The organism is Pseudomonas fluorescens (assembly GCF_902498065.1).
GTDB classification, from domain to species: Bacteria; Pseudomonadota; Gammaproteobacteria; order Pseudomonadales; family Pseudomonadaceae; genus Aquipseudomonas; species Aquipseudomonas fluorescens_BJ.
In genome coordinates this window covers 240,919-264,655 of the sequence record NZ_CABVIR010000005.1, presented here as the reverse complement: position 1 = coordinate 264,655, position 23,737 = coordinate 240,919, and the positions used below count along the sequence as shown (strand labels likewise).

Here is a 23,737-nt window from a genome sequence, read left to right as displayed (position 1 = left end):
GCGTGATTTAGCCGCAGGTGCCGAGGGCGCCGCGGCCTGTTCTGAGGAGTACGCATGGCTGTCTACAACTACGACGTGGTGGTGCTGGGTTCCGGCCCGGCGGGAGAAGGCGCGGCAATGAACGCCGCCAAAGCAGGGCGCAAGGTGGCGATGGTCGACAGCCGTCGCCAGGTCGGCGGCAACTGCACCCACCTGGGCACCATTCCGTCCAAGGCACTGCGTCACTCGGTCCGGCAGATCATGCAGTTCAACACCAACCCGATGTTCCGGGCCATTGGTGAGCCGCGCTGGTTCTCTTTTCCGGACGTGCTGAAAAGCGCCGAGAAAGTCATTTCCAAGCAAGTCGCTTCGCGCACTGGCTACTATGCCCGTAACCGCGTCGACGTGTTCTTCGGCACCGGTAGTTTCGCCGACGAGCAAACCATCGAAGTGGTCTGCGCCAACGGTGTGGTCGAGAAGCTTGTCGCCAAGCACATCATCATTGCCACCGGCTCGCGTCCTTATCGCCCGGCGGACATCGACTTCCATCACCCGCGTATCTACGATAGCGACACCATCCTCAGCCTCGGCCACACCCCGCGCAAACTCATCGTTTACGGCGCTGGCGTGATCGGTTGCGAATACGCATCGATCTTCAGCGGTCTGGGCGTATTGGTAGAGCTGGTAGACAACCGCGGTCAGCTGCTGAGCTTCCTCGACTCGGAAATTTCCCAGGCGCTGAGCTATCACTTCAGCAACAACAACATCACGGTTCGCCACAACGAAGACTATGACCGCGTCGAAGGCGTGGACAATGGCGTGATCCTGCACCTCAAGTCCGGCAAGAAGATCAAGGCCGACGCCTTGCTCTGGTGCAACGGCCGTACCGGTAACACCGACCAGCTGGGTCTGGAAAATATCGGCGTCAAGGTCAACAGCCGTGGCCAGATCGAAGTCGATGAGGCCTACCGCACCTGCGTACCGAACATCTACGGTGCCGGCGACGTGATTGGCTGGCCGAGCCTGGCCAGCGCTGCCCACGACCAGGGGCGTTCGGCCGCTGGCAGCATTGTCGATAACAACAGCTGGCGCTTCGTGAATGACGTGCCGACCGGCATCTACACCATTCCGGAGATCAGCTCGATCGGCAAGAACGAGCAGGAGTTGACGCAGGCCAAGGTGCCGTACGAAGTCGGCAAGGCGTTCTTCAAGAGCATGGCGCGTGCGCAGATTGCCGGCGAGCCTCAAGGCATGCTGAAAATCCTGTTCCACCGCGAGACGCTGGAAGTACTGGGCGTTCACTGCTTCGGTTATCAGGCGTCGGAGATCGTGCACATCGGTCAGGCGATCATGAGCCAGCCGGGTGAGTTGAACACGCTGAAGTACTTCGTCAACACGACGTTCAACTACCCGACCATGGCCGAAGCCTATCGGGTAGCGGCGTACGATGGCCTCAACCGGCTTTTTTGAGCGGCTCCGGCCGGTGGCCTGAGCCGGCCGGGGAGACCGATTTCAGCAATTCTCGAGCGTGGCAATGGCCAAACCGGGAAAGTCTGTAATCAGGCTGTCAACGCCGAAGTCGGCGAGTCTGCGCATCAGCGCGGGCTCGTTGACTGTCCATACCGACACATGCAGCCCCTGACGCTGCGCCTTCTGCAGGCGTTCCGGCGTACACAGGGTCCAGTTCAGCGCCAGAATCTCACAGCCGTAGCTTTGCGCGACCTTCAACGGGTCGAGCCAGGCGTATTCGGCCACCAGTCCACGGGACACGTCCGGCACCAGGTCCAGCGCGGCTTTCAGCACTTCGCGCGAGCTTGACGTGATGGTCACCTTGTCGAGCAGGCCGTGACGCACGGCCATTTCACGAATCGCGAGCACGGTGGTCGCGGCGCGGGTGCGTGATGCGCTTTTGACTTCCAGCTGCCAGTGTTCGAAATCGCATTTCTCGAACAACTCTTCCAGGGTGGGGATCGGGCACGGTTTGATCCAGCCCGGGCCGCCCTTGCGCGCGTCGTAGGTCACCAGCTCGGCGGCCGTGTGCTCGACCACCTTGCCGCGTCGGTCGGTGGTGCGCTTGAGCGTCGGGTCGTGGATGACCATCAGCTCGCCGTCCATGGACAGGTGCAGGTCCAGTTCGCAACGGCGCACGCCGTGCTTGAGGCATTGCTGAAAGCTGTTCAGCGTGTTTTCCGGTGCTTCGCCCTTGGCGCCGCGATGGCCGTAGATGAGGGTCACGGTTCTTCCTTAAAAAAATTAAAGGCCTGATTCGTTTTCGCGGGCCAGGCGTCGTTCCTGGGCCTGCTTTTGCAGAATGTAGCGGGCCAGCAGTTGGCGCTGGGCGTCGGTCGGGCGTTCGAACTCGGTGCCGATGTCGAAGCCTTCACCTTTGCGATCGCAATGGGTGACCCGGGCCCGCAGCAACAGGCCGAGGGCTTGCGGCATCAGCACCAGTTTTACCGACAGGTGAGTGCCTGCTGCGATAGCGGTCGGATACAGGAAGTCGATGCCACCTTCCGAGATGATCACTGGCTGTGGCTCGCCTATCTGCCCGAGCACAGTGATGGCGATCACCTGGCTGAGCAGATCGATGCGTTTGTTCTGGGATTTCAGGAATGCCGCGAGGTTGCGGTCGCGTTCACTGATCTGGCGCAGCAGGTGTTGCGACTCGAATTCGCTCAGGTGCAGTTCGCTGAGCAAGTTGAAGAGTGGGGAAGCATCCTGCAACACTTCCTGGCCTGCGGCTTCGGGAGCGGACAGGGGCCGAATTTCCAGTGCGATCGTGTCCTCGATACGGTAGTATTCGCGGCGATCTTCTTCATCTAATGTCGACATGGCGAACCCATGGTAGCGGCGGTGGTCTGAGTGTAAAGCTGGTTATCGACCCCCGCCACAAGGACGTTCCTTTTCCCTCCGAACAAGCCCCGACATGTTCAGACCTCTCTTCGTATTTATTGGCACGCGTTATACCCGTGCAAAGCGTCGCAATCATTTTGTGTCGTTCATTTCCCTGACTTCGATGATCGGTCTTGCCCTCGGCGTGATCGTGATGATTGTCGTGCTGTCGGTCATGAACGGTTTCGATCATGAGATGCGCACGCGCGTGCTGGGCATGGTGCCCCACGCGACCATCGAGTCCGGTGAGCCGATCAGCGACTGGCAAGGCCTCGCCGCCAAGGTCAAGCAAAACCCGCAGGTGACGGCCGTGGCGCCGTTTACGCAGATGCAGGGTTTGCTGACCAACAATGGCAAGGTCTCCAAGGTGTTGCTCAATGCCATCGACCCGGCGCTGGAGCGCCAGGTGTCGATCATTGACAAGTTCATGCTGCAGGGCAAACTCGACGACCTCGCACCCGGCAGTTTCGGCATCGTCATCGGCGACAAGGCGGCCGCCAAGCTCGGCGCGGCCATCGGCGACAAGCTGACCTTTGTTGCACCGGAAGTCACCGTGACCCCGGCCGGCATGTTTCCGCGCATGAAACGCTTTACCGTAGTCGGCATTTTCCATGTCGGCGCCGGTGAGATCGACGGTTACCTGGGTGTGACCAACCTGCAGGACCTGGCGAAGCTGCATCGCTGGAAACCGGATCAGGTGCAGGGCATCCGCTTGAAGTTCGACGACCTGTTCCAGGCGCCGCGCACGGCGTGGACCATCGCCCAGCAGCTCGGCGAAGACCATTTCTACGCCCGCGACTGGACCCGCACCCACGGCAATTTGTATCAGGCGATCCGCATGGAAAAAGCCATGATCGGTTTGCTGTTGCTGCTGATCGTTGCCGTGGCCGCGTTCAACATCATTTCCACGCTGGTGATGGTGGTGAACGACAAGAAGGGCGACATCGCCATTCTGCGAACCCTCGGCGCCACGCCGCGTTCGATCATGGCGATCTTCATGGTCCAGGGCACCGTCATCGGCGTGTTCGGCACGCTGATCGGCGCCGTGGTCGGGATCTTCGCCGCGCTGAACGTCAGCGCCGCGATCTCGGCGCTCGAAGGCCTGATCGGACACAAGTTCCTCAACGCCGACGTGTACTTCATCGATTACCTGCCGTCGCAAGTGCAGAGCCAGGATGTGTTGATGGTCTGCGCCGCCGCGTTGGTCCTGAGTTTCCTCGCCACCCTGTATCCAGCCTGGCGTGCCGCGCGCACCCAGCCTGCGGAGGCGCTACGTTATGAGTGAGTCGGGCATGAGTGATAAAGCAATCTTGAGCTGCCGCAACCTGGGCAAATCCTACGAGGAGGGTCCGGAGTCGGTAGAGGTGTTGGCCGGTCTGCAACTGGAGCTGCATCCCGGTGAGCGCGTGGCGATTGTCGGCACCTCGGGTTCGGGCAAAAGTACCTTGCTCAACCTGCTGGGCGGCCTTGATACGCCGACCAAGGGCAGTGTCTGGCTCGCCGGTGAAGAGCTGTCGGCACTCAGCGAGAAGAATCGCGGTCTGTTGCGCAATCGGTCGCTGGGGTTTGTTTACCAGTTCCACCATTTGCTGCCGGAATTCACCGCGCTGGAAAACGTCTGCATGCCGCTGCTGATCGGCAAGACCGCCATCCCGGAAGCGCGCCAGCGTGCGACGGCGTTGTTGGAGCGGGTAGGGTTGGGCCATCGCCTGGAACACAAACCGGCGGAATTGTCCGGTGGCGAACGTCAACGCGTGGCTATCGCCCGCGCGCTGGTGAACAAGCCAGGCCTGGTGATGCTCGACGAGCCGACCGGCAACCTCGACTCCCACACCGCCCAGGGCATTCAGGATTTGATGCTGGAACTCAGCACCTCGATGCGCACGGCGTTTCTGGTGGTGACCCACGACATGAACCTGGCTCGCCAGATGGATCGCGTCCTGCATTTGCAGGAAGGTTGCCTGACGCCTATCTGATTGGTCGAAACCCGATGTCTGAAAAGACATCGGGTCTTTTTGTTTTTATACGGTGCCCCAGCGAATGTTCAGACCGTTATCGATCTTTATCGGCACGCGCTATACCCGCGCCAAGCGCCGCAATCGCTTTGTTTCGTTCATCTCGATGACCTCGATGATCGGCCTCGCCCTCGGCGTGCTGGCGATGATCGTGGTGTTGTCGGTCATGAACGGCTTCCAGCGCGAAATGAGCTCGCGCATCCTCGGCATGGTGCCCCATGCGACCATCGTCGGCGTGAACCCGATCGACGATTGGCAGCCGGTGGCCGCCGCCGCGATGAAGAACCCGGAAGTCACCGCCGCCGTGCCGTTCACCGAAATGGAGGGCATGCTCTCCTATAAAGGCACGATGCAGCCGATTCAGGTCAGTGGCGTCGATCCGGCGCTGGAAGGCAAGGTCTCGATCGTTGCCCAGCACATTGTCCAGGGGCGTCTCGATGCCTTGAAACCGGGCGAGTTCGGTGTAGTGATCGGTGAGATCACAGCAAGACGTTTCCGCTTGAATGTTGGCGACAAAATCACCCTGATTGTGCCGGAAGTCAGCACCGCACCGGGCGGGATCACCCCGCGCATGCAGCGGCTGAATGTGGTGGGTGTGTTCAAGGTCGGTGCTGAGCTGGATGGCTCGATGGCGCTGATCCACGTCGCCGATGCCGCGCAGATGCAACATTGGGAACCGAATCAGGTGCAGAGCGTGCGCCTGGCGGTGAAGGATCTGTACGCGGCGCCGCAGGTTTCCAGCGATATCGCTGGCGGCTTGGGCACGGCGTACAAGGCTGACGACTGGACTCACACCCAGGGCAGTCTGTTCAGTGCGATGAAAATGGAAAAAACCATGATCGGCCTGCTGTTGCTGATGATCGTTGCAGTGGCGGCGTTCAACATCATCGCGACCCTGATCATGGTGGTGAACGACAAGGGCGCGGACATCGCGATCCTGCGCACCATCGGCGCTACGCCACGGCAGATCATGGCGATCTTCATGGTCCAGGGCACGGTGATTGGGGTGGTCGGCACTTTGATCGGCGGCGTGCTCGGCGTGATTGCAGCGCTGAACGTCAGTGAGCTGGTGGGCTGGGTGGAGCGGGTCAGCGGGCAGCATATCTTCAGTTCTGACGTGTATTTCGTCAGCAACCTGCCTTCGGAATTGCAGGGCGGGGATGTGTTGTTGATCTGCTCGGCCGGGTTTGTGTTGAGCTTCCTTGCCACGGTTTATCCTGCGTGGCGGGCGGCGAAGATCGAGCCGGCTCACGCGTTGCGGTATTCGTAAGCCTTAAGACCGCCATCGCGGGCAAGCCCGCTCCCACAGAGTTTCGAGTCGTTCGCAATATTGTGATTCAACTCGGTCACTGCAGGAGCTGGCTTGCCAGCGATGAGGCCGGAATTGCTGGCCTCAATCTCCTTTGGGCAAATCAATCACAAACCGCGTCCATCCGTTATCCGATTCGCAACGAATCTGCCCGCCATGGGCGCGGATGATCGACTGGGTAATCGCCAATCCCAACCCCGCATGTTCACTGCTGCCTTCCTGGCGCGCCGGATCCGCCCGATAGAAACGATCGAAGAGTCGCGGTAGCAACACCCCGTCTATCTCATCGCCGCTGTTTTCAACCGTCAGGCTCAAACCTTCTGGCCGCTCAATAATCCGCACCCGGACCTCGCCCTCGGCCGGCGTGAACCGCAACGCGTTATCCAGCAAATTCGAAAGCGCCCGGCGCAGCATGCTCCGGTCTCCCACCAGGCGCGCGTTGCCTTCGCGGCTCAACGTCACTTGGGCGTCTTCGGCCAGCGGCGCAAAAAACTCCAGCAACACATCCGCTTCTTCCCCCATTTCCAGTTGTTCACGTTTGGGCATCAACAATCCATGGTCAGCCTTGGCCAGGTACAACATGTCGTTGACCAGTTGCGCCATCCATTGCAGTTCTTCGAGGTTACTGTGCAGCGCTTCGCGGTAATCCTCGATGGGCCGCGGGCGGGTGAGGGTGACCTGGGTGTGGGTCAGCAGGTTCGACAGCGGCGTGCGCAGTTCATGGGCGATGTCGGCGGAAAACGCCGAGAGTCGCTGAAAAGAGTCGTCGAGGCGTCCGAGCATGGCGTTGAAGTGGTGGGCCATTTCCGCAAGTTCTGGTGGCATGTTCTCTTCGGGCAGTCGGGCACTAAGCGACTGCGCGGAGACGCCACTGGCGATCGCACTCATGCGCCGTAACGGACGCAACCCGCTGCGCGCCGCCCAGGCACCCAGCAGCGCAGTGGCCAGGGCTGACAAGCCGACGGTCAGCCAGATCAGGCGCTGCATGCGTTGTAGAAAGTGCTGGTGGTGGGTGATGTTCAGCAGCAGGGTCAATTGTGGTGAGTCAGGTTTTTCGACAAACAAAGGCGCATTCAAGACGCGGTAATCGGTACCGTCGTCGTTCAAGGTCGACAAACCCGGTGTCTGCGGCAGTTTATCGGGCAGGCTCGTGGTGCTGTCGTACCAGCGCGTGCCGTCGCTACCGGAAATGCGCAGGGACAAATCAGCCTGACGGTTCAATTCATCGGCCAATTTGATTTCGCTTTCACTCGACTGCAGATTGTGAAGCGCTTGACGCAGCCCAATCAGCTTGCCGTCCAGCAATTGCTGATCCAGCTCAACGAAGTGCGCCTCGCTGGCGCGACTGAACAACACGCCCGCGAACAACGAAACCACCGCAGTGCAGGCCGCAAACAGCAGCGCCAGGCGGCTGCTCAATGAAAGTCTGCGCATCAGGCCGGGCGCTCTTCGAGGACATAACCCATGCCGCGCACGGTGTGGATCAACTTGTTCGGGAACTCGTCGTCGATCTTCAGGCGCAAACGGCGGATGGCGACTTCGATCACATTGGTGTCGCTGTCGAAATTCATGTCCCAGACCTGGGAGGCGATCAGCGATTTGGGCAGCACTTCGCCCTGACGGCGCAGGAGCATTTCCAGCAGGGCGAACTCCTTGGCGGTCAGGTCGATGCGCTGACCGCTGCGTTCGACGCGGCGGCGGATCAGATCCAGGCGCAAATCGGCGAGTTGCAGGCTGGTTTCCTGATGCGTGGTGGTGCCGCGACGCAACAGGCTGCGAACCCGGGCCAGCAGTTCGGAGAAGGCGAACGGCTTGACCAGATAGTCGTCGGCGCCCAGTTCGAGGCCGTGAACCCTGTCCTCCACCGCATCTCTCGCTGTCAGAAATAGTACCGGCGTATCGAGGCCGGCGCGGCGCACGGCTTGCAGGATTTGCCAGCCATCGCGACCGGGCAACATCACGTCGAGGATCAGCAGTGCGTAGTCACCGCTCAGGGCCAATTGCTGGCCGGTGCTGCCGTCGGCCACCAGTTCGGTGTTGAACCCGGCTTCGGTCAAGCCCTGACGCAGGTAATGGCCGGTTTTCGGTTGGTCTTCGACGATCAGCAGTTTCATGGGCGACTCGAGGCAAGTGGAACGAACGCTTTATACCGTGGGCAGTGATCGCGCAGGCCAACCTGACAAAGTTGTAATCTGGCTGTCAGGTTACGGGCAGTGGCAACAGTTTAGTGTGTTCCACAGGCTGAACTTTATCTTGTTGGAGTACGACTATGTTTTTGCGCAAACCCCTGGTGTTGGCTGCGTGCCTGCTGGTGTTGAGTTCGCCGGCGTGGGCATCGCCGGCGCGCACCTACGACTTCGGTCAACCAGCCTCGGCCGACAAGGCTGATCGCAGCGTCGAAGTGGTGATGGGCGACATGTCGTTCACCCCCAAGGCCATTGATATCAAGGCCGGTGAGACGGTTCGCTTCGTGCTGGTGAATAAGGGCCAATTGCTGCACGAATTCAACCTTGGTGATGCGGCGATGCATGCAAAACATCAGCAGGAAATGTCGAAGATGCAGCAGAGCGGCATGCTTACGCCTACAGGCATGAAAGAAATGGACCACGGAGCGATGGCGGGAATGGATCACGGCATGAAGCACGATGACCCCAATAGCGTGCTGGTCGAGCCAGGCAAGACCGCTGAACTGACCTGGACCTTCACCAAGGCCACCAATCTGGAGTTTGCCTGCAATATTCCAGGCCACTATCAGGCTGGCATGGTCGGCAAGTTGACTGTCAGTCAGTAAGCACTCAAAGGCGGGCGCAAAGGCTGGTAGAATCCGCTGATTCTTCAGTCAGGTTTCCGCCATGCATCCCGCAGCCGAACACTCGCCGCTGGGCAAATCCAGCGAATACATCGCCACTTACACGCCGTCCTTGCTGTTCCCGATCCCGCGCACTGCGAAATGGGCCGAGCTGGGCCTGACGGCAGAAACCCTGCCGTACAAGGGCGTGGACTTCTGGAATTGCTTCGAGCTGTCGTGGCTGTTGCCATCCGGTAAACCGGTGGTGGCGATCGGCGAATTCAGTATCCCGGCGGATTCGCCGAACATCATCGAATCCAAGTCGTTCAAGCTGTATCTGAACTCACTGAACCAGACGCCGTTTGCCGACACCGCGAGCCTTGAAGCGACGCTGGTGAAAGACCTGTCCGCTGCGGCGGGTAAGCCGGTTGGCGTGCGGATTCGCAGCCTGAAAGACGTTGAAGCCGAAGGCGTCGTGGCGCTGCCGGGCGTGTGCATCGATGACCTGGAGATCAGCGTCAGCAACTACGAGCATCCGCGGCCGGAACTGCTGCGTTGCGACGAGTCGCGCATTGTCGAGGAGAGCGTGCACAGTCATTTGCTCAAATCCAACTGCCCGGTGACCAGTCAGCCGGATTGGGGCAGTGTGGCGGTGGAATACCGTGGCGCGGCGCTGGATCACGCGAGTCTGCTGGAATACATCGTGAGCTTCCGTCAGCACTCGGACTTCCATGAGCAATGCGTGGAGCGGATTTTCCTCGATCTGCAACGGTTGCTGAAACCGGAGAAATTGACGGTGTATGCGCGGTATGTGCGTCGTGGCGGGTTGGACATCAACCCGTATCGCAGCACTGAAGACGTGCAACTGCCGAACCACCGCCTGGTCCGCCAATAAAAAATCCCCTGCAGGAGCGAGCTCAAATCGCAGGCATTAAAAAGCCCCGCTATCACTAGCGGGGCTTTTTGCATCTGGCGGGTTCAGATCCCCATGTTGCCCAGCGTTTGCACAATGTTGCGCAAGGTGCCGGCAATGGCGGGGTGCTCAAGTTCGAAACGTTCGACAGCCAGATTCACGCCATCGGCGAGGCTGGAGTCCTGGGTTTTGGTTTCCAGCTCAAGCTCAAGTTCGATCTGTTGCATCAGCGCATGGAGATCGGCGCGCTCGGCTTCGGTCAGCGGAGGATTCTGTTCCAATTGCTCGCGCAGGGCATTGAGCTGGTCTTGCAGTTCGCGGGCAGGCATGGCGTTCTTCCTTTTATCGATAGGCACTGGCATAGACCGCGGCAGCGCGCCAAAGGTCTATGGCTGACCTTTAGATTAATCCACTCGCGAGAAACCTGCATGATCTCGATCAGGGCTTTTCACCCTTGAGTCGACGCAGGCTGATGTCCGCCAGGCAGGTGTCGAGTTCGCCGAGATGATCGATCACTGAATGCACGCCCAGGCCAAACAATTGCACGGTAGCCTTTCCGCGCAGGTGTTCGCGTTCCTTTTGGCTCAAGGCTTGCCATTCGCTGGGCGCGAGTCCGCAGAGTGAGCCGCAGGAGGCCAGACCGATCGTCCACAACCCGGCGTTCAGGCCCGATTGCAGCAATCGCGGTTCACCGCTGACCAGTACGCAGCCATCCAGTCGTCCGACATTCAACGCCATCAAGGCTTGCCAGCACGCATTAGGTGCCGGCCACGGATTGATTGTTTCGGGGTGTTGCGAAGGTTTGATCCACTCCGGCAGGGCGACGGCCAGGGAATGGCTGAGTGCAGGGGAGAGCTCGTCGAGCCAGGCGCAGGGAATCTGTTGGCGCTGCAAACTGTGCAAGCTGTCGAGGGCGCCTGGGGTGACCTCGGCGTGCTCGACAGAATGGGCGTCGTGTTGACGCGTGCGGGCGCCGAAGTCCACCAGGCAACCGCTGAGGCCAAACAGGACGGCGGTCAGGCTGGGGGCGGTGAGGGGTAAGGTTTCGGCGTGCGGCATGTAAACTTCCCTGAAATAGCGACAAGGCTATGTGTCGCCGGTGACAGTTGAGTGACATTGATGTGAATCGCTCACAGTCATGGCGAATCATCCGTAGGCCATCGCGCACGATGCTGCCTAAAGCGACTTTTCCGTCTTATACTAGCCAGCTTAACGCCCGGGCCAAGTCGCTCGCGCCAGTACAATCCAAGGAGTTTTTCTATGCGCTGGAGCAATCATCTAGCTCAGCTGTGTGTGTGTGCCAGTATGTTGCTGGCTCCGTTCGTTGCCCAGGCAGCTACGGAAGACGACCCTTGGGAAAGCATCAACCGTCCGATTTACAAGTTCAACGATGTGGTCGACACCTATGCGCTGAAGCCTCTGGCGCAGGGCTACCAGTTCGTGACCCCGCAATTTCTCGAAGACGGCATCCACAACATGTTCCGCAACGTCGGTGATGTCACCAACCTTGCCAACAACATCTTGCAGGCCAAACCGGCCGCTGCCGGCGTCGACACCGCACGCCTGATCTTCAACACCACCTTCGGCCTGCTGGGCTTCTTCGATGTGGGCACCAAAATGGGCCTGAACCGCAGCGACGAAGACTTCGGTCAGACGTTAGGCTACTGGGGCGTAGGAAGTGGCCCGTACTTGATGCTGCCGTTGCTGGGGCCAAGCACCCTGCGTGATGCGCCAGCCAAGTTTGTCGATGGCTACACCGGCCCGTACCCGTACATCCACGACGTACCAGTGCGTAACTCGATCTTCGGCCTGAACATCGTCGACACCCGCGCCAGCCTGTTGTCGGCCGAGAAGTTGATCAGCGGCGACAAATACACCTTCATCCGCAATGCGTACTTGCAGAACCGCGAGTTCAAAGTCAAAGACGGCCAGGTCGAAGACGATTTTTAATCTCGACCGGTAAAAACCAGGAAGGCGGCCAGTGGCCGCCTTCTTTGGTTTTGGATCCGGGTTATTTCATCTTCAAGATTGTAAGGCCGAGTTTCTGACTGGCGCCGTCCTGGGCTTTCACCCACACCACTTCAGTGTCGGCTTCGAGTCCTTTGAGTGCCGCATGATCGGACTCAATCCGCACGCTGAGCCGGTCGCCTACGTTGAACAAGCGCGGTGCCTCGACCTGCATGCCGCTGCTGGAAAGGTCGATGCAGACGGCTGCAACCTCGTCCCCTTGATGAATCAGCGCGACATCGGCATCGACTCGCATGCGGATGAAATCACGTTTTTCGCTGTAGTCCCGTTCGGTTTGGCTCATGGGCTTCATCCTTCCATTGGGTTACGGTTTTGCCTGTTCTTATAACTCCCGGTGATTTGACTAGTAAAGACGTCAAGCGACCATCGGCGTGAGCTTGAAACGCCCCGCGGATGGGAGTACCGTCTGCGCCTTAGAAGGGCACCTCTGGTGTGCCTGTGAGTAGGGCAAATGCTCGAAAACGGTGCGGCAGAGAGGCTAGAAAGCGAATCCAGTAGTGTGCGCGGGGTCAATTGCCCAGCCTGCTACGCCAACCTAATTCTGGCGCCGTTTGCCCACATGCCAAAAACCAGTGCCACGCTGCTGATAATCGATGATGACGAAGTAGTGCGCGCGAGCCTCGCCGCCTATTTGGAAGACAGTGGTTTCAGCGTCTTGCAGGCCAGCAATGGCCAGCAAGGTCTTCAGGTATTCGAGCAAGACAAGCCCGACTTGGTCATCTGCGATCTGCGCATGCCGCAGATGGGCGGACTCGAACTCATTCGCCAGGTCACCGAACGGTCACCGCAAACCCCGGTGATTGTGGTTTCGGGTGCCGGCGTGATGAACGACGCGGTCGAGGCTTTGCGCCTGGGCGCGGCGGATTACCTGATCAAGCCTCTCGAAGATCTTGCCGTGCTCGAGCACTCTGTGCGCCGGGCCCTGGATCGCGCGCGTCTGCTGCTGGAAAACCAGCGCTACCGCGAGAAGCTGGAAAAGGCCAATCGCGAACTCGAAGCCAGCCTGAACCTGCTCCAGGAAGACCAGAATGCCGGTCGCCAGGTGCAGATGAACATGCTGCCGGTCAGTCCCTGGACCATCGACGAGTTCCAGTTTGCACACCAGATCATCCCGTCGCTGTACCTGTCGGGTGATTTCGTTGACTACTTTCGGGTCGATGAGCGTCGGGTAGCGTTCTACCTGGCGGACGTTTCCGGTCATGGCGCCTCTTCAGCCTTCGTTACCGTGCTGCTGAAGTTCATGACTACGCGCTTGCTGTTCGAGTCAAAGCGCAACGGCACATTGCCGGAATTCAAGCCTTCAGAGGTCCTTGGTCATATCAACCGAGGCCTGATCAGTTGTAAGCTGGGCAAACACGTCACAATGGTCGGTGGAGTCATCGACGAGGAGACAGGTTTGTTGACCTATAGCATCGGTGGTCATTTACCGTTGCCTGTGTTGTACACGCCAGACAGTGTTCGATATCTGGAAGGACGTGGTCTACCGGTGGGGCTCTTCAATGAAGCCACCTACGAAGATCACGTGCTGGAATTGCCGCCGACATTCAGCCTGACACTGATGTCCGATGGCATTCTGGACCTTTTGCCAGAGCCTACACTCAAAGAAAAAGAAGCGGCCTTGCCCCAACGGGTCAAGGCAGCGGGCGGCACCCTGGATGGGCTGCGGCAGGTTTTTGGATTGGCCACGCTAGGGGAGATGCCGGATGATATCGCCCTGTTGGTGTTGAGCAGGAATCTTTAATGAGTACCGGTAGAATCCAGTTCGCCGAGCAGGACGGCACCTTCGTCCTCAAGTTCGTCGGTGAAGTTCGCCTGACCCTGTGTTCGGCGTTGGATGCGACTATTGAGAAAATCTTCACCGCGATGAATTTCAACGCGATCGTGATTGATTTGACCGAAACCCGCAGCATTGACAGCACCACTCTTGGCCTGTTGGCCAAACTGTCTATCCTTTCGCGGCAGAAAGTCGGCCTGCTGCCGACCGTCGTTACCACCCACGAAGACATCACACGTCTGCTGCAGTCCATGGGCTTTGAGCAGGTGTTCAACATCGTGGACCGCCCGATCCCGTGCCCTGAGTGCCTGACCGACTTGCCTGACCAGGACCAGTCGGAAGAAGTGGTGCGGATCAAAGTGCTCGAAGCGCACAAGATCCTGATGGGGTTGAATGATTCGAATCGTGAAGCGTTTCATGACCTGGTGAATGCGCTGGAGCGTCATTGATACCTGTGGCGAGGGGGCCTGCTCCCGCTGGACTGCGTAGCAATCCCAAAATCGACACATAAAAAAGGGCGAACCCATCAAGGTTCGCCCTTTTTGCATTGCGCTGAACTAGATCACAGCTTGGCCTGCAGCAGCGCCTCGAGCTTTTCCTGGTCCCGAGCAAACTGACGAATCCCCTCAGCCAGTTTCTCGGTCGCCATCGCATCTTCGTTCGACAACCAACGGAACTGCGCTTCATTCAAGCTCAAGCGCGCTTCACCAGCATGACCCGGCGCCAATTTACGCTCCAGTTTGCCAGTGTCCGCCGCCAGCTTATCGATCAAGTCAGGGCTGATGGTCAAACGGTCGCAACCGGCCAACTGCTCAATCTGATTCAGATTTCGGAAGCTCGCGCCCATGACCACAGTCTTGTAGTCATTGGCCTTGTAGTAGTTGTAAATGCGCGTCACCGACTGCACGCCCGGGTCATCCGCGCCGGTGTAGTCGTTGCCGTTGGCCTTCTTGTACCAGTCGTAGATCCGGCCCACGAACGGCGAAATCAGGAACACACCTGCATCGGCGCACGCCGCCGCTTGCGCGAACGAGAACAGCAGTGTCAGGTTGGTCTGGATGCCTTCTTTTTCCAGAATCTCGGCAGCGCGGATGCCTTCCCAGGTGGAGGCGATCTTGATCAGCACGCGGTCACGGCCAATGCCGGCCTTGTCGTACAGCTCGATCAGACGGTGCGCACGCTTCAATACGGCGTCAGTGTCGAACGACAGACGTGCATCCACTTCAGTGGAAATACGGCCCGGAATCACCTTCAGAATTTCTTGCCCAACCGCAACGCCAAAACGGTCGCTGGCCAGGCCCACATCGCCCTTGCAGTCGCTGACGCACGCGTTCAGCAGTTCGGCATAACCGGGAATGGCCGCGGCTTTAAGCAGCAGGGAAGGGTTGGTGGTAGCGTCCACCGGTTTAACGCGAGCGATCGCTTCGAAGTCGCCGGTGTCGGCAACCACGGTGGTCATTTGTTTGAGTTGTTCCAGCTTGGAAGTCATGGGCGTGCTCTGTCCTATGGGTCTAATGACATTACCCGAGCGCTGACAGCCACTCAAGGGCGCATGTACGTATCGAAGGCCCCGGCGGCAACAACCTGAAAAAACGGCTGTTTGAATGGCGGGGCGCGGTGTCGATAAATACGATGCCAAATAAGGACGCAGGTTCAACCCGGGTGACCGTTAGCGCCCGTCAAGCAACTCCGCGGCCTGATCCAGCAACGCCAAAGGCTCCTTGGCTTTATGAATATCCACCGACAACAGCTGCCGAAACTTGCGCGCGCCCGGAAACCCGGTGCCCAACCCCAACACATGCCGGGTGATGTGGTGCATCGAACCGCCCGCATCAATATGTGCCGCTATATAGGGCCGCAACTGCGCCAGCGCTTCGGCCCGACTGATCACCGGCGCCGTGCTGCCGAACAGTTGCTGATCCACTTCGGCCATCACATAAGGGTTGTGATACGCCTCACGGCCCAGCATCACGCCGTCGAAGGTCTGCAAATGCTCGTGACAGGCCTCCAGCGTCTTGATTCCGCCATTGAGAATAATTTCCAGCTGCGGAAAATCCGCCTTCAATCGCGCCGCCACGTCATAGCGCAGCGGTGGAATGTCGCGATTCTCCTTCGGCGACAACCCTTCCAGAATCGCAATCCGCGCATGCACCGTGAAACTGGTGCACCCGGCGTCGTGAACCGTACCGACGAAATCACACAACTCTTCGTAGCTGTCCCGTCCATTAATCCCGATGCGGTGCTTCACGGTCACCGGGATCGACACCGCATCGCGCATCGCCTTCACACAATCGGCCACCAACTGCGGATGCCCCATCAGCATCGCGCCGATCATATTGTTCTGCACCCGATCACTCGGGCAGCCGACGTTCAGATTCACCTCGTCGTAACCGTGGTCCTGAGCCATGCGTGCACAGGCGGCCAAGTCCAGCGGCACGCTGCCGCCCAGTTGCAGCGCGAGCGGGTGTTCGGCTTCGTTGTGACGCAGGAAACGCTCGTGATCACCGTTGAGGAGTGCGCCAGTGGTGACCATTTCGGTGTAGAGGAGAGCGTGCCTGGAGAGCAGGCGCAGGAAGAAACGGCAGTGGCGGTCTGTCCAATCCATCATCGGAGCGACGGAGAAGCGGCGGGAGAGCGGGGCGGGCGTGGCGGTGATTGGGGGCATTGGCGGTTCTGAGATGGGTGGGGCTGGGAGGTGGGGAGTTTATCAGGATTGGGGTTGCGGGGCTTAGGCGAGTCTTGTTGCCGTTGTTCAGGGCATCTGAACAGCGACATGATTGGAAATGGACTGGATCGTTATGGGTAAACAAATCTGTCGCCATTTTTCGCCGTGAAACGACTTCAATTTTGTGAAAAAAAGACTCTGAGGGCGAAGGACGCTTGCAAGCGTGTTGTATCGGCTACCGTTTCTCCACTGATCCACTTCGTTGATTTGGCGCCATTTGGGCGTTGGATGAACTATAGGCCTCGTGACAAAAGCGCAGCAACGGACAAGTGTAAGAACACTTCCGAGTGTCATGCAGGACGTTGCTCTTTTGATGATTTGTCTGGGGAACGACCTTTTTCGCGGCAAGAAGCCGCTGTAGCTGAACCAATGCTGTCGCCCCGCAAAGCTTCATAATGCGCATCGTCTTCCCGGTCTACGATGCTGACTAAAGCTTGCATCACCTCGCCCCCAGTCCACAGGGAAACTGAAAAATGACCTCAAACCTCTTCAAAGTCTTGCTGATCGGTGGTGCGTTGCTGTTGAGCGCCTGTTCGGGTGTAACCACCCAAAGCAATTACTCCGAAGACGTTCAGCCCTCTGCCGGCTTTGGCCCGGGGCCGACCAATAATCACAGTCAGTTGAATTTCCATGGCAGTGCGTTAGGTAACAGTTTCGGCGAGTACAGTTCCGGGTTGTTGCACGACGACTAGGGTCGTGACGCAACGGCGCGGCATTCCTGCCGTTGCGTGTTCCCGGAAGGGGGCTACTGCGCAGCCGAACGCAGGCGTCGCCAGCGTAGAGGGCTATTTGGTCTCAGGCGTAGCTATCCACTCTCCCAAGACCTTCTGGTACTTCCCCGTCACCTTAGCCAGATGCAACCACTGATCCACATACAATTTCCAAGTCATATCATCACGCGGCAGCAGGTAAGCCTTCTCCCCATACTGCATAAACTGCCCCGGATTCACCGCGCATAAACCAGGTTTGAGCTTCTGCTGATACAACGCTTCCGACGCATCCGTAATCATCACGTCCGCCTTCTTGTCCAGCAGTTCTTGAAAGATGGTCACGTTGTCGTGAAGGCTCAATTGCGCCTTGGGCAAAAACGCGTGAACAAAGGCTTCATTGGTGCCACCGGCCGGTTCGACCAAACGAACCGAAGGCTGGTTGATTTGCTCGACCGTCTGGTACAGCGCCTGATCCTCGCAGCGTACGAGGGGGACTTTGCCGTCGACATCCAGCGTGGTGCTGAAGAAGGCTTTTTTCTGCCGATCAAGCGTGACCGAGATTCCGCCCATGCCAATGTCGCATTTGCCCGCCAGCATGTCGGGCATCAGGGTTTTCCAAGTGGTCTGCACCCATTCAACCTTGACGCCCAGGCTGTCGGCCAGCGAACGGGCCATGGCGATGTCGATGCCCGAGTATTCGCCGTCCTCGGCTTTGGAGGTATAGGGCTTGTAGTCGCCCGTCGTACACACGCGCAGTTGGCCTTGTTGGATGACGTTGTCCAAATGCGATTGCTCTGCCTGAGCGGCAAACGATAGCGCGAGCAGACCACCGAGCATCATTGCGATTTGTATGTTTTTCATTGTTATCCGGCTTCCATGATGGAGTGGCGCTGAGAGTACCTACTTTCTGTCGCACCGCTCAACTTCATCCTCGCCGGGGCGGACTCAGTGACAGCAGCAACTTGACCCGCCGCAGCCAGATTTCTTCTTTACGCCTTCATGTTGATGACGTAAATCGATCGTTGACCCTGCCGCGATGGCAAGGTCAAGGGCATCTTTAAGGGCGTTAGTTGTTCATCGGCATCTTCATCATGCTCGACTGCTCATCCATCATTTTCATCATCATGCCCATCATCTGGTCTGAGCGGTCCTTGCCGCCGGACATGCCTTTGCCCATTCCCATGCCTTGGCAGTGGTTGTGCATCATGCCCAGGCTATCCTTCATCGTGGCCATGCCTTCTTGCATGGCGGCCCGGCGTTCGTCCGGGGTTGTGGCGGCGATCATTTTTTCGTGGGCCGCCTGCATTTTTTTCATCTGTTCGCTCATGGCCTTGTCTTGCGTGGCGACGGTGGCGGTGGTCGGTGCGGTTGATGGTGTGTCGGGGTGATGTTCCTCGACGGCCAGAGCAACCAATGGGCTACTGATGAGCAGTGCGGCGACGAGTGCTTTGAGGTGCGTATGCATGGCAATCTCCAGTGAGTCAGGGGCGTACAGGAATTGAGCTGCGCTAAAGAGGTGAAGCCGCAGGGAGCGTCCGGAAATTCCGGGCGCTCGGAGGATTGTTTTAATTGTTGAAACGAACGAGGCGCAGGCGTGCTGGCGGCCACAGTGCGAACACTTGATGGGTCACCAGCGGTAGGTGAGTGCGGAACCAGAGCATAGTGTGTACCCGATCCGAGGGGTTTTCTTGAGCTTAGTCCCGAGCAAGAGGCAATCATTGATCCATATCAACTGGAGCCCTTTACGTTACTCCGCGCTCACTTCCATCTCTGGACTCAATGTCCCCAACCAGGCCACCAACCCCACAATCAACACCGCCGCCACCCACTCCACGACCACACTGCGTCGCAATGCATTCGCCGCTACCCGGTATTGCCTGTCCCGCAGCGACCGTTCCAAGAGTGGCCCAAGTTGAAACCGATTCAACGCGGCCAGCACCAGCATCCCGGCAAACAACCCCACTTTGATAAATAGCAAAATCCCGTAGGTACTGAGAAACACCTCGTCCAGTTCAGGGCCGACAATGAACAGGTAGTTCACGATTCCCGTTACGGTGATCACGACAACAATCACCGCGCCCACCCATTCGAACCGCTTGACAGCACGGACGAGCAGCCGGATGCGCTCTTCGCTTTGCAGTGAGTTGATCCTCGCTAACAGGGCAAATGCGATCAACGCTCCCAGCCACGCCCCCGCCGCCAGCAGATGCAAGATGTCGGTGATGAAATGCCAATACCGCTGGCTACCTTCATCCATCGCGCCATGACCGTTCCAGGCCAGGCTGGCGAGGGCGATGCCTCCAGCAGCAGATGCGATCAGTAGACTGATGCCGGGCGCTCGTTGGTTGAACATAACCGCCAAGCCGCCGACAACCAGCGCGACAGCGCGAACCGTCCAGGCCAGTCCCACGTCTGTCTCAAACACCATCATCTCGATATGCGGACGCAGCTCGGCAAAATCCGACTCGCCGCTCATGGCGCTCGCCATCACCACCATGCTGGCGACGGAAAACAGCACACCCAGCACCGTCGTTCCCACCAACAACGACCGAAACGGCAACACCGCGCCCGATCTCCGTTCCTGTCCTTTAAGGCTATAGAGCCCAAACAGCGCCAGGCCAAACAGCAGCATCAAATCCACATACAACCCAAAGCGCAGTGCAATGCTGACCGAGTCGCTCATCAATCACTTCACTTTGAACGTGACGTTGCCGGTGATCGGGTGGGTGTCCGACGACACCGCGCGCCATTCGACTTTGTAGGTGCCGGCAGGCAGTGGCGAAAGCGGTGTGATGACCATGGTTTTCGGGTCGCTGCCGCCGGAGACTTTAGCTTTCATGGGCATGGGGGAGTGCGCCATGCCGGGCATTTCGGTCATGACCAGTTTCGCGCCGGAAAACTGGGTCATGAGGCTTTCGGAAAAGTGCAGTTCGATTTTGCCGGGTGCTGCGCCATCCGCACCTTCTGCCGGAGTGGAGGAAAGTAGTTTTGGGTGCGCTTGAGCGAGCGCGCTCATGAGCAGCCCAATGACAACAGCGGTAGTTTTAATCATGCGCATGCAAGGCCTCTTACCGCTTTAAGCGGTTGTTTTTTTGGTTGTTGAGTTAATGCGTTTAGAACCACAGGCGAACACCGAGGACCAGGCGTGCTTCGCTGCGGTCCTCACCTACATCGTTGGCGTAGTCGGCGGTTTTGCCGTAGGTGCGGTTCCAGGTCACGCCGATATAGGGCGCGATTTCCCGGCGGATTTCATAGCGCAGCCGCAGGCCGGCTTCGGTGTTGGATAACCCGGAACCGATCCCCCGTTGCGGATCGTTTTTGCCGTAGACGTTGAGTTCGGCGGTTGGTTGCAGGATCAGCCGGTTGGTCAACAGGATGTCGTAGTCGCCCTCAAGTCGTGCGGCGGTTTGGCCGCCTTCCCCGATGAAGGCGGTGGCCTCGGTTTCGAAGTTGTACAGCGCCATCCCTTGCACGCCGAACGCGGCCCAGGTTTGCGGGTCGCCAGGTTTGAAGTCCTGGCGGACGCCGGTCACCACGTCCCACCACGGGGAGATGGCATGACCCCACAAGGCCTGGATTTCGGCGTCTTCGGTTTTGCCGTTGGTGCGTTCGCCTTCGGAGCGCAGCCACAGGCGATCGATGTCGCCGCCGATCCAGCCGGAGAGATCCCAGGCCAGAGTGCTGCCGTTGTCAGCGTCCTGCCATTCGAGTTTGTCGGCGAGGAAGTAATAGTTGAGCGCGGTGTCATGCACGCCGTGGCCGGTCGGGCTGGCATACACGGCGGCCCGGTCGGCATCGGTCAGCGCCGGGATCGGCGTGCGGCTTTCGGTCGGCGCGGCGGGCTGCATCTGGCCGTCATCCATGCTTTGCATTTGGCCAGGGTCCATGCCCTGCATCTGGCTGTGATCCATGTTCTGCATGTCGTCGGTGGCGGCCATCGCCGAAGAAAGTGTCAGGCTCGCGGTCACGAGCGCCAAAGAGAGGGGGGTGAGTCTGGTCATGGGTAGGCGTCTCATTCTTCCACGCGAACTTCACGGAACATGCCCATTTCCATGTGGTACAGGAGATGGCAGTGATAGGCCCAGCGGCCGAGTGCATCGGCGGTTACCCGATAGCTGCGCCGGGAGCCGGGGGGCATGTCGATCGTGTGTTTGCGCACCATGAACTGGCCGTTCTCGTCTTCGAGGTCGCTCCACATGCCGTGCAGGTGGATGGGGTGGGTCATCATTGTGTCGTTGACCAGCACCACCCGAACCCGCTCGCCATATTTGAGGCGCACAGGTTCGGCGTCGGAGAACTTCACACCGTTGAACGACCAGGCAAATTTTTCCATGTGGCCGGTGAGGTGCAGTTCAATCGTGCGGCTCGGGTCGCGGCCGTCCGGGTCTTCGAAGGTGCTGCGAAGGTCGGAATAGGTCAGGACGCGTCGGCCGTTGTTGCGCAGGCCCAGGCCGGGATCGTCGAGTTTTGGGGCGGTGGTCATGGCTTGCATGTCCACCAGCGGGTTGTCTTTTTCCGTCTCTGGATGAGACTGCATACCGGGCATGGCCATGGCGCTGTGATCCATGCCCGCCATGCTGCCGTGATCCATTCCACCCATGCCCATGTCATCCATGGTCACCAGCGGGCGACGGTCCAGCGGCGGTACCTGCGCGGATAAACCAGCCTTCGCTGCAAGCGTGCCGCGTGCGAAGCCGGTCCGATCCATCGACTGGGCGAACAAGGTGTAAGCCGCTTCGGTCGGCTCGACAATCACATCAAACGTCTCCGCCACCGCAATGCGAAACTCATCGACACTCACCGGTTTGACGTGTTGCCCATCCGCAGCGACCACCATCATTTTCAGCCCGGGAATGCGCACGTCAAAGTACGTCATGGCGGAGCCGTTGATGAACCGCAGCCGCAGTTTTTCACCCGGACCGAACACGCCCGTCCAGTTCGAGTCCGGTGCCTGGCCGTTCATCAAGAAGGTGTAGGTGGCGCCGCTGACGTCGGCGAGGTCTGTGGGATTCATCTTCATTTCGGCCCACATCTTTCGATCGGTGACCGTGGAAGCCCAACCTTTCTCGCTGACATCGTGTATGAAATCGCCGACGGTACGCTTGTTGTAGTTGTAGTAATCGGACTGTTTTTTCAGGGTGTTCATTAGGCTGGCCGGGTCTTCGTCGGTCCAGTCGGTCAGCATCACCACGTAATCTCGGTCGTACTGGAAAGGTTCCGGTTCCTTGGCGTCGATCACCAGTGGGCCATAAACGCCGGACTGTTCCTGAAGACCCGAATGGCTGTGATACCAGTAAGTGCCGTTCTGCCTGAGCTGGAATGTGTAAACGTACATGCCGCCGGGTTCGATGCCGTGAAAACTCAGCCCTGGCACGCCGTCCATGTTGGCCGGCAGCAAGATGCCATGCCAGTGAATGGAGGTGTTTTCCTTGAGCCGGTTCTTCACCCGCAGCGTGACCGTGTCGCCTTCACGCCAGCGCAGCAATGGGCCGGGGATGCCGCCGTTGATGGTCATCGCGTTGCGCGGATTGCCGGTGATGTTGATCGGTGTTTCGCCGATGAACAGGTCGAACTCGGTGCCGGCCAACACCTGCGGTTCGCCAGGGCTGGTGACTGCCCACACAGGCGTGCGCCATAACCCGAGGCCACCGAGCAGCCCGCCCGCAGCGAGCCCTTTCACGAAGGTGCGTCTTGAAGTGTTGGAGTGCATGCCGTTTTTTATCCCGGTCCGTCAGTTGGGAGACAACTTGACGGCTAGGCTAGCGGGCGATGCCTTTCAGCAGGCTGAGGTGGAGATTACACTTTTGACAGGTTCACGCTGCATTCAACGGTTGGTGGTGGATTTCGACGCCGTGGCCACGGTCCCGCTACCGCAATTGATATACGAAGATTTCTTCAGCCAGCGCTGATCCGGGTAGTACGAAAACAACAACTGCCCGTCTTTCATCGAATCAATCAGCTTGTGCGCAATCGCCGGCCGTACGGCCGGGCAGCCCAGGCTTCTACCGATTCGGCCATTGACCCGTGCGAGCACTGGACTGACGTAAGGCGCGCCATGAATCACGATCGCCCGGTCAAACGCATTGTCGTTGAAACCCGGCTCCAGGCCTTCCATGCGCAGCGAGTAACCGTTCTGCCCGACATAGCTCTGCTGCGTGCGATACAGCCCAAGGCTGGTGGCGAAGCTTTCATTTTGATTGGAGAAGTTGACGGCCATGTTCTCGCCGCTGTTGCGCCCGTGGGCGACCAGTTCATGAAACAGCAACTTGCGCTTCTTTAAATCGAACACCCACAGGCGCTGTTCGGTGGACGGCAAGGAGTAATCAATCACCGCGAGTCTTTGGACAGGAGCCGCACCTTGAGCGATGCTGCATTGCGAGGCGCGAACGGCAAGGTTAATGACGTTGGCGTTGGCTTTCGGGGCCGCTTTGATGAGGGCGGCCGCGAGCGAATCGGCGTAGGCTAACGGTACGGACATTGCTGTCAATAGCAGGGTCGGCAGTAGATAGCCAATACGTAGTGGCGCCATATAGATGTCTCATCATGTTAAGTTCGAGTCTAGCAGTGCATTGAAAGCCAGGCGTTGAATGCGGGAGATTAAGGA

At 58.9% G+C, this 23,737-nt stretch carries 26 protein-coding genes; 10 read left to right on the top strand and 16 right to left on the bottom strand.

What is annotated here, in order from left to right; translation table 11 throughout:
* The first annotated feature begins 54 nt into the window (after positions 1–54).
* A complete protein-coding gene (gene sthA, locus F8N43_RS19680) occupies positions 55–1,449 on the top strand; it encodes a Si-specific NAD(P)(+) transhydrogenase (RefSeq protein WP_007907752.1) in 1,395 nt (464 codons plus the stop codon).
* A gap of 42 nt (positions 1,450–1,491) precedes the next feature.
* Here the strand turns inward: sthA and F8N43_RS19675 are convergent, their stop codons facing one another.
* Positions 1,492–2,214: a glycerophosphodiester phosphodiesterase gene (locus tag F8N43_RS19675; RefSeq protein WP_150631603.1), complete on the bottom strand. Its 723-nt coding sequence runs from the start codon at positions 2,212–2,214 to the stop codon at positions 1,492–1,494.
* 18 nt (positions 2,215–2,232) lie between these two features.
* Positions 2,233–2,811, bottom strand: coding sequence for a PilZ domain-containing protein (locus F8N43_RS19670; protein ID WP_150631602.1), 579 nt, complete (start codon positions 2,809–2,811; stop codon positions 2,233–2,235).
* A 94-nt stretch (positions 2,812–2,905) separates the two neighbouring features.
* Between F8N43_RS19670 and F8N43_RS19665 the strand changes: the two genes are divergently transcribed.
* From F8N43_RS19665 to F8N43_RS19655, 3 genes are all read left to right on the top strand, one after another.
* On the top strand, positions 2,906–4,156 hold the full coding sequence (locus tag F8N43_RS19665) for a lipoprotein-releasing ABC transporter permease subunit (RefSeq protein ID WP_150631601.1): 1,251 nt from the start codon (positions 2,906–2,908) through the stop codon (positions 4,154–4,156).
* Positions 4,157–4,163: 7 nt separating this feature from the next.
* The gene (lolD, locus tag F8N43_RS19660) at positions 4,164–4,847 is read left to right on the top strand and encodes a lipoprotein-releasing ABC transporter ATP-binding protein LolD (RefSeq protein ID WP_191623679.1); all 684 of its coding nucleotides are present in this window, start codon (positions 4,164–4,166) and stop codon (positions 4,845–4,847) included.
* A 64-nt stretch (positions 4,848–4,911) separates the two neighbouring features.
* On the top strand, positions 4,912–6,156 hold the full coding sequence (locus F8N43_RS19655; RefSeq protein ID WP_150631599.1) for a lipoprotein-releasing ABC transporter permease subunit: 1,245 nt from the start codon (positions 4,912–4,914) through the stop codon (positions 6,154–6,156).
* A 123-nt stretch (positions 6,157–6,279) separates the two neighbouring features.
* Here the strand turns inward: F8N43_RS19655 and F8N43_RS19650 are convergent, their stop codons facing one another.
* Complete coding sequence (locus tag F8N43_RS19650) at positions 6,280–7,629, bottom strand: heavy metal sensor histidine kinase (RefSeq protein WP_150654209.1); 1,350 nt, start codon at positions 7,627–7,629, stop codon at positions 6,280–6,282.
* Positions 7,629–8,309 (bottom strand): heavy metal response regulator transcription factor, encoded by a 681-nt coding sequence (locus tag F8N43_RS19645; protein ID WP_150654208.1) that lies wholly within the window; start codon positions 8,307–8,309, stop codon positions 7,629–7,631. The genes F8N43_RS19650 and F8N43_RS19645 overlap by 1 nt, the downstream gene beginning before the upstream one ends.
* Before the next feature lie 155 nt (positions 8,310–8,464).
* Between F8N43_RS19645 and F8N43_RS19640 the strand changes: the two genes are divergently transcribed.
* Complete coding sequence (locus F8N43_RS19640; protein WP_150631596.1) at positions 8,465–8,986, top strand: plastocyanin/azurin family copper-binding protein; 522 nt, start codon at positions 8,465–8,467, stop codon at positions 8,984–8,986.
* A 61-nt stretch (positions 8,987–9,047) separates the two neighbouring features.
* Positions 9,048–9,878: an NADPH-dependent 7-cyano-7-deazaguanine reductase QueF gene (queF, locus tag F8N43_RS19635; RefSeq protein ID WP_150631595.1), complete on the top strand. Its 831-nt coding sequence runs from the start codon at positions 9,048–9,050 to the stop codon at positions 9,876–9,878.
* A gap of 83 nt (positions 9,879–9,961) precedes the next feature.
* Here queF and F8N43_RS19630 read toward each other — a convergent pair whose 3' ends face one another.
* Complete coding sequence (locus F8N43_RS19630; protein WP_150631594.1) at positions 9,962–10,225, bottom strand: DUF4404 family protein; 264 nt, start codon at positions 10,223–10,225, stop codon at positions 9,962–9,964.
* Positions 10,226–10,334: 109 nt separating this feature from the next.
* Positions 10,335–10,955, bottom strand: coding sequence for an HAD family phosphatase (locus tag F8N43_RS19625; protein WP_150631593.1), 621 nt, complete (start codon positions 10,953–10,955; stop codon positions 10,335–10,337).
* A 201-nt stretch (positions 10,956–11,156) separates the two neighbouring features.
* Here F8N43_RS19625 and F8N43_RS19620 point away from each other — a divergent pair, with 201 nt between their 5' ends.
* A complete protein-coding gene (locus tag F8N43_RS19620) occupies positions 11,157–11,846 on the top strand; it encodes a VacJ family lipoprotein (protein ID WP_150631592.1) in 690 nt (229 codons plus the stop codon).
* A 61-nt stretch (positions 11,847–11,907) separates the two neighbouring features.
* Here the strand turns inward: F8N43_RS19620 and F8N43_RS19615 are convergent, their stop codons facing one another.
* Positions 11,908–12,207, bottom strand: a complete 300-nt coding sequence (locus tag F8N43_RS19615; protein WP_150637459.1) for a PilZ domain-containing protein — start codon at positions 12,205–12,207, stop codon at positions 11,908–11,910.
* Positions 12,208–12,483: 276 nt separating this feature from the next.
* Here F8N43_RS19615 and rssB point away from each other — a divergent pair, with 276 nt between their 5' ends.
* Positions 12,484–13,665: a two-component system response regulator RssB gene (gene rssB / locus F8N43_RS19610; protein ID WP_084323765.1), complete on the top strand. Its 1,182-nt coding sequence runs from the start codon at positions 12,484–12,486 to the stop codon at positions 13,663–13,665.
* The gene (rssC, locus tag F8N43_RS19605; RefSeq protein ID WP_150631590.1) at positions 13,665–14,147 is read left to right on the top strand and encodes an anti-sigma factor antagonist RssC; all 483 of its coding nucleotides are present in this window, start codon (positions 13,665–13,667) and stop codon (positions 14,145–14,147) included. Before rssB ends, rssC begins: the two co-directional genes overlap by 1 nt.
* Before the next feature lie 113 nt (positions 14,148–14,260).
* Here the strand turns inward: rssC and tal are convergent, their stop codons facing one another.
* Positions 14,261–15,187: a transaldolase gene (gene tal / locus F8N43_RS19600; protein ID WP_084318046.1), complete on the bottom strand. Its 927-nt coding sequence runs from the start codon at positions 15,185–15,187 to the stop codon at positions 14,261–14,263.
* A gap of 180 nt (positions 15,188–15,367) precedes the next feature.
* Entirely contained in the window at positions 15,368–16,363 is a 996-nt protein-coding gene (dusA, locus tag F8N43_RS19595; RefSeq protein ID WP_150637457.1) for a tRNA dihydrouridine(20/20a) synthase DusA, read from the bottom strand.
* Between the two features lie 533 nt (positions 16,364–16,896).
* On the opposite strand from dusA, the gene F8N43_RS19590 reads away from it, so the two are divergent.
* Positions 16,897–17,115 carry a hypothetical protein gene (locus F8N43_RS19590; RefSeq protein WP_150631588.1) on the top strand — a complete coding sequence of 73 codons (219 nt, stop codon included), beginning with the start codon at positions 16,897–16,899 and terminating at the stop codon, positions 17,113–17,115.
* 93 nt (positions 17,116–17,208) lie between these two features.
* On the opposite strand, the gene F8N43_RS19585 is transcribed toward F8N43_RS19590, so the two are convergent.
* The 7 genes from F8N43_RS19585 to F8N43_RS19555 all read right to left on the bottom strand — a co-directional run bounded on the left by F8N43_RS19585 (position 17,209) and on the right by F8N43_RS19555 (position 23,662).
* Positions 17,209–17,994 carry a transporter substrate-binding domain-containing protein gene (locus tag F8N43_RS19585; RefSeq protein ID WP_150654207.1) on the bottom strand — a complete coding sequence of 262 codons (786 nt, stop codon included), beginning with the start codon at positions 17,992–17,994 and terminating at the stop codon, positions 17,209–17,211.
* A gap of 205 nt (positions 17,995–18,199) precedes the next feature.
* Positions 18,200–18,598: a hypothetical protein gene (locus F8N43_RS19580; RefSeq protein ID WP_150654206.1), complete on the bottom strand. Its 399-nt coding sequence runs from the start codon at positions 18,596–18,598 to the stop codon at positions 18,200–18,202.
* Between the two features lie 282 nt (positions 18,599–18,880).
* On the bottom strand, positions 18,881–19,816 hold the full coding sequence (gene copD / locus F8N43_RS19575; protein WP_150654205.1) for a copper homeostasis membrane protein CopD: 936 nt from the start codon (positions 19,814–19,816) through the stop codon (positions 18,881–18,883).
* A 3-nt stretch (positions 19,817–19,819) separates the two neighbouring features.
* Positions 19,820–20,191, bottom strand: a complete 372-nt coding sequence (gene copC / locus F8N43_RS19570; RefSeq protein WP_150631584.1) for a copper homeostasis periplasmic binding protein CopC — start codon at positions 20,189–20,191, stop codon at positions 19,820–19,822.
* A 55-nt stretch (positions 20,192–20,246) separates the two neighbouring features.
* Complete coding sequence (locus F8N43_RS19565; RefSeq protein ID WP_150654204.1) at positions 20,247–21,134, bottom strand: copper resistance protein B; 888 nt, start codon at positions 21,132–21,134, stop codon at positions 20,247–20,249.
* 11 nt (positions 21,135–21,145) lie between these two features.
* Positions 21,146–22,843, bottom strand: coding sequence for a copper resistance system multicopper oxidase (locus F8N43_RS19560; protein WP_150654203.1), 1,698 nt, complete (start codon positions 22,841–22,843; stop codon positions 21,146–21,148).
* Between the two features lie 114 nt (positions 22,844–22,957).
* The gene (locus tag F8N43_RS19555; RefSeq protein ID WP_150637441.1) at positions 22,958–23,662 is read right to left on the bottom strand and encodes a murein L,D-transpeptidase catalytic domain family protein; all 705 of its coding nucleotides are present in this window, start codon (positions 23,660–23,662) and stop codon (positions 22,958–22,960) included.
* Positions 23,663–23,737: the final 75 nt, after the last annotated feature.

Excerpts from the sequence above, each read along its gene's own strand:
- dusA (WP_150637457.1), bottom strand. The coding sequence starts at position 16,363 with ATGCCCCCAATCACCGCCACGCCCGCCCCGCTCTCCCGCCGCTTCTCC.
- F8N43_RS19590 (WP_150631588.1), top strand. The coding sequence starts at position 16,897 with ATGACCTCAAACCTCTTCAAAGTCTTGCTGATCGGTGGTGCGTTGCTG.
- rssC (WP_150631590.1), top strand. The coding sequence starts at position 13,665 with ATGAGTACCGGTAGAATCCAGTTCGCCGAGCAGGACGGCACCTTCGTC.
- copD (WP_150654205.1), bottom strand. The coding sequence starts at position 19,816 with ATGAGCGACTCGGTCAGCATTGCACTGCGCTTTGGGTTGTATGTGGAT.
- F8N43_RS19555 (WP_150637441.1), bottom strand. The coding sequence starts at position 23,662 with ATGGCGCCACTACGTATTGGCTATCTACTGCCGACCCTGCTATTGACA.
- tal (WP_084318046.1), bottom strand. The coding sequence starts at position 15,187 with ATGACTTCCAAGCTGGAACAACTCAAACAAATGACCACCGTGGTTGCC.
- F8N43_RS19670 (WP_150631602.1), bottom strand. The coding sequence starts at position 2,811 with ATGTCGACATTAGATGAAGAAGATCGCCGCGAATACTACCGTATCGAG.
- F8N43_RS19565 (WP_150654204.1), bottom strand. The coding sequence starts at position 21,134 with ATGACCAGACTCACCCCCCTCTCTTTGGCGCTCGTGACCGCGAGCCTG.
- F8N43_RS19615 (WP_150637459.1), bottom strand. The coding sequence starts at position 12,207 with ATGAGCCAAACCGAACGGGACTACAGCGAAAAACGTGATTTCATCCGC.
- copC (WP_150631584.1), bottom strand. The coding sequence starts at position 20,191 with ATGCGCATGATTAAAACTACCGCTGTTGTCATTGGGCTGCTCATGAGC.
- F8N43_RS19645 (WP_150654208.1), bottom strand. The coding sequence starts at position 8,309 with ATGAAACTGCTGATCGTCGAAGACCAACCGAAAACCGGCCATTACCTG.
- sthA (WP_007907752.1), top strand. The coding sequence starts at position 55 with ATGGCTGTCTACAACTACGACGTGGTGGTGCTGGGTTCCGGCCCGGCG.
- F8N43_RS19585 (WP_150654207.1), bottom strand. The coding sequence starts at position 17,994 with ATGAAAAACATACAAATCGCAATGATGCTCGGTGGTCTGCTCGCGCTA.
- F8N43_RS19560 (WP_150654203.1), bottom strand. The coding sequence starts at position 22,843 with ATGCACTCCAACACTTCAAGACGCACCTTCGTGAAAGGGCTCGCTGCG.
- queF (WP_150631595.1), top strand. The coding sequence starts at position 9,048 with ATGCATCCCGCAGCCGAACACTCGCCGCTGGGCAAATCCAGCGAATAC.
- F8N43_RS19630 (WP_150631594.1), bottom strand. The coding sequence starts at position 10,225 with ATGCCTGCCCGCGAACTGCAAGACCAGCTCAATGCCCTGCGCGAGCAA.
- F8N43_RS19665 (WP_150631601.1), top strand. The coding sequence starts at position 2,906 with ATGTTCAGACCTCTCTTCGTATTTATTGGCACGCGTTATACCCGTGCA.
- F8N43_RS19580 (WP_150654206.1), bottom strand. The coding sequence starts at position 18,598 with ATGCATACGCACCTCAAAGCACTCGTCGCCGCACTGCTCATCAGTAGC.
- rssB (WP_084323765.1), top strand. The coding sequence starts at position 12,484 with ATGCCAAAAACCAGTGCCACGCTGCTGATAATCGATGATGACGAAGTA.
- F8N43_RS19620 (WP_150631592.1), top strand. The coding sequence starts at position 11,157 with ATGCGCTGGAGCAATCATCTAGCTCAGCTGTGTGTGTGTGCCAGTATG.
- F8N43_RS19625 (WP_150631593.1), bottom strand. The coding sequence starts at position 10,955 with ATGCCGCACGCCGAAACCTTACCCCTCACCGCCCCCAGCCTGACCGCC.
- F8N43_RS19640 (WP_150631596.1), top strand. The coding sequence starts at position 8,465 with ATGTTTTTGCGCAAACCCCTGGTGTTGGCTGCGTGCCTGCTGGTGTTG.
- F8N43_RS19655 (WP_150631599.1), top strand. The coding sequence starts at position 4,912 with ATGTTCAGACCGTTATCGATCTTTATCGGCACGCGCTATACCCGCGCC.
- lolD (WP_191623679.1), top strand. The coding sequence starts at position 4,164 with ATGAGTGATAAAGCAATCTTGAGCTGCCGCAACCTGGGCAAATCCTAC.
- F8N43_RS19650 (WP_150654209.1), bottom strand. The coding sequence starts at position 7,629 with ATGCGCAGACTTTCATTGAGCAGCCGCCTGGCGCTGCTGTTTGCGGCC.